The organism is Gilliamella sp. X-57 (assembly GCF_057063565.1).
Genome location: NZ_JBXSQI010000042.1, coordinates 1 through 4,187, shown reverse-complemented (window position 1 = coordinate 4,187; position 4,187 = coordinate 1). Strand labels below are relative to the sequence as shown.

At 40.8% G+C, this 4,187-nt stretch carries 3 protein-coding genes; all 3 read left to right on the top strand.

Going from position 1 to position 4,187, the window contains the following annotated elements; all coding sequences use genetic code 11:
* Window positions 1-2,428: VENN motif pre-toxin domain-containing protein (locus tag ACYIAL_RS12490; RefSeq protein WP_483751867.1), on the top strand; the 2,428-nt coding region annotated here is incomplete at its 5' end.
* A gap of 7 nt (window positions 2,429-2,435) precedes the next feature.
* Window positions 2,436-2,969, top strand: coding sequence for a hypothetical protein (locus ACYIAL_RS12485; protein ID WP_174797981.1), 534 nt, complete (start codon window positions 2,436-2,438; stop codon window positions 2,967-2,969).
* Between the two features lie 344 nt (window positions 2,970-3,313).
* On the top strand, window positions 3,314-4,187 hold an 874-nt coding region (locus tag ACYIAL_RS12480; protein ID WP_483751866.1), incomplete at its 3' end, for a hemagglutinin repeat-containing protein.

Genomic DNA, 4,187 nt, shown 5'->3' with positions numbered 1-4,187 from the left:
TGGCGGTAGTTTCAATGCTTCTGCAAGCAAGACCAAGATGGACAGCAACTGGCAAAGTGTCACTGACCAATCGGGTATTTTTGCGGGCAAGGGTGGCTTTGACATCAAGGTTGGCAACAACACCGACTTAAAAGGTGCGGTGATATCGTCAGAAGCGGAAGACAAGAGCCAAAACCGCCTAGACACGGGCACAATCAGCTTTAGTGATATAGAAAACAAAGCGGACTACAAAGTGAGTAGCAGCAGTGCAAGCGTTAGCTCGAGCGGTATGCCATCGATGCCAACCAGTCGCAACAAAAGCGAAAGTGAACGTTCGACCACGCATTCAGCGGTATCGGAAGGGACGATAATTATCCGCAACAAAGATGAACAAAAACAAGATATCAACGAGTTAAGTCGAGATACGGAGCATGCCAATAACGAGCTCAACCATATCTTTAACAAAGAAAAAGAGCAAGACATCATCGAGCAAACGCAGTTAGTGAGTGAGATAGGTGGTGAAACGTTAACGATGCTCAACCATATAGACCGTATGCGAGCAGAATCAGAAGCGAAAAAAGCGGTTGAAAAGGCAAAAGAAGAAAACAAAAACAAGGGACTAACAGAAGAAGAACAACAAAAAATCTACGAAGAAGCTTACAAAGAAGCAATGAACAAAGGGATGTCGGCGATGGGCAGTAGCACTCGTCAAGGCATTGACATGGCGGTAAGCCTTATCAACGGCTTAATCAGTGGCGACATAAAAGGGGCAGCCGCAGGGGCATTAGCGCCGAAGATAGCAACTATTATCAAACAACAGACCGAAGGGAACACCGTCGCCAACACGGTCAGCCATGCCATACTCGGTGCGGTGGTTGCTGAGCTGCAAGGCAACTCTGCACTTGTGGGTGGCATGGGTGCAGCGATAGGTGAACGGGGTGCAGAAGTTATTGCGGGTATCCTTTACCCTGATAAAGACATCAAAAACCTAAACCAAGAAGAAAGACAACAAGTCAGCGCCCTATCACAACTTGCGACAGGTCTTGCCATTGCTGCGATGGGCGGAGATATCCAAGATATCAATACTGGGGTAGCTGCGGGGAAAAATGCGGTTGAGAATAACCGACTACTTACCCCAACAGAAAAGAAACGTATTGAAGAGCTTGTTAAAGGAAACGAACGAGAAGATTTATTATATCGTGCAGCAGCTTGTGCATTAATTCATTGTTCAGCTGGATTAGCGGATGATGACCCAGATAAAGCAGCGTATTTAGCACTAGAAGAGCTGGGTAATAGCCCTGAGTTAGAGTCTTATAGGGAACAATTGAAAGGTCAAACAGCTGAAATTGAAGTTGAATTGCCACCTTATATTACAGGAGGGGGTAAAGAGTCTTATAAAAAAATTGAAGAATTATTTGAGTATACGACAGGTAATAAGATTTCAGATACAATAACCTATTATGATAGTGAATACAGTATAAGTACCCGAGCAGGAGGTACTCTTCAAGTTGGGATGGCTGTCTTAGATGGAATGGCAGCAGTAGCATTATCACCGGCTTGCGTCTCAGGATTGGGGTGTTTACCAAGTGCATATTTAACATGGTCAATGGTTGATAATGGTGCGACTGGATTGATGGTCATTTATAATGGTAAAACCTATCACACGCAAACAGCAGAGGGGCTTTCTAAGATATTAGGCGTGTCAACATCAGATGCTGAATTGTTATTTTCACTCTCAACAGGTGGAGTTACTGCAAAAGGTTTGAGTAATTTAGCTTGGAAAGCTAGAGCTACAGGGCAGAAGTTATCGGCAAAAGAAGTAGAGCAAATAAGCGAGGGTATTAATAGAGTAAAAGCTGGAAAACAGCCAATACTCCCTAACGGTTATACTCCACAAGGAGCTAATGTTGTCGGACCGAAAGGCGGCGTTTATACCCATACAGGAAAATTTGATGCCGCAGGTAACCCAATATATACTAATAACGGTGCTTATTATACTTTTGAAAATGGTACAAAAACGAAGGTGCCATCGCCGAATATAGGGAAAACAACCAACGGTCGCCCACATTCATCCACATCAGAAATAGATGTCGGCGCTAGCTTGCCTCCAGATTATAGAGGTCAAGTAAGTTATAAAGATGGTGTAGAAGTCCCTCATGGTACAAAAGGGAGTGTAAGACCTGATTTTTGTAATGGCACAACTTGTTCAATAGAAGTGAAAAATTATGATATAGGCAAATACGCTGATAATCTGATTAATAATATTTCTAAACAAGCAATTGAACGACAAAAACATTTACCAAATGGTATGCTACAAGAGGTTGTGATAGATGTTAGAGGGCAGCATTTAACACCCGCGTTAGAATTTAAAATTAAACAAGGGATAGTCAGACAATCGAATGGAATTATTAAAAAACAACAAATTAGATTGTTAAAAGATAAAAGGTAATTAAATAATGTTAATAACTATTGGTATGAGTGGAGGAGGTTCTGTATTTACTCTAGGTACAGACAGTGATATGAAATTATTTTTTGATTGTATTTCATATTATCTTTTGCCTAAATATCCCAAAGAAGATTGGTCTATTTTAACAGACCGTTTATATCGTCGATATTTGAAGTTAGAAGAGCTAGATACGGCTGAATCTTTAATGAAATTGGTCGAGGAGGAGTTTAAACAGTTAGATAGAGAAGCCATTGATTGGGGGCCTATTTTATCAGGTAAAGCCAAAAGTGATTTAGACAGAACAAAATCAACTTTATATGATATTTTTGATGGTTACTTTTATGCATTTCATTATTGTGTTGAATCTGCCAAGATAAGTTATGAGGGCTTTAAATCAGAACCCGATTATGAATATGAGCCAGTAATGGTGACTATAACCACATTACCTTATTTAATAAGTTATGGACATATACATTTATCGGTTTTTGATAACTTAGGCGCGGATGAAAAACCGATTTGGTGGACAGGTAAAATTCCTAAATAACCTTGTTTTGCTTTTTCCAGTTCTGTGACAAACCTTGCAGAATTGGAATAGATGATTCAATTTATAACTAAGTTATAAACTCTAATACCAATTTGATTTGCTCGGTTTTAATTGCAATAGGATGACCTGTATATAAAACTGAGCCATTCAATTTAGGATCTCACAAGATTATAAGACTATATCGTACTTTATTTACCCTATCCCACTTAATGCAACTCGTCAAGTAATAAGCTGTTATTGAATTTTAATAAAATGAAACGGTATAGAATCCTGAATTATTTTTACAAAATAACCGCCTGCAATTAACGTCGGAGGGGGCATTATTATCGGGTAAAAGTGTCACGGTGCTGGCGGAGAAGGATATCGAATCCTCGGGGACGATATTAGGTAAAAATCGGGTTGCCTTATTAGGCAATAACGTCAATAACCAAGGTTTGATTGATGCGGGTGCAATTATCATTCAAGCGAAAGATAGCATTAACAGCAGTGGCAAATTAAAAGCGGATAGGTTGGCTTATTTACAGGCGAATAACGACATCAACTTAAATAGCACCACCTCGACCACCGAAACACATTACGGCGCGAGCAAAAGCAAAAACACGGTGATTGACCAAGTTTCAAGTCTCAGCGTCACCGATGGCGATATCCACTTAAAAGCGGGGCATGACATTAATTTAGGTGCGGCCTTGGTGATAAATGGTGGTGAAGATGGGGTCACTAACGTGATAGCGGGGCACGATATCAATTTATCGACCTTAAAGACAGAAAGCTATCAAGACGCGATATGGAATAAGAATCACTCACACAAGGTTGATATTGAAGATGTGGCGGGCAGTGAACTGTTAACCCAAGGCGACCTTAACTTAATTGCGGGGCATGATATCTTGGCGAAATCGGCGGCGTTATCGAGCGATAAGCGCTTAAATATTCTAGCCGAGCATGATATTAATATCGGTAGTGAGCAAGCGCGTTTACAGTTGACCGAGCATCATAAAACCAAAACCAAAGGCTTACTCAATAAGGGTTCAATTACTGAAGATATTGAGGTCGATAATATCACGCAAAAAGGCAGTGGGGTTTATGGTGACAGAGTGAACATTAATGCGGGCAACCATTTAACTGTGACGGGCAGTGAAGTGGTTGGGACGCATAATGTGAATCTTGGCGCAGGCAAAGATATCACGATTGATGCGGCGGAAGAGTCGTATTACCGAAAAG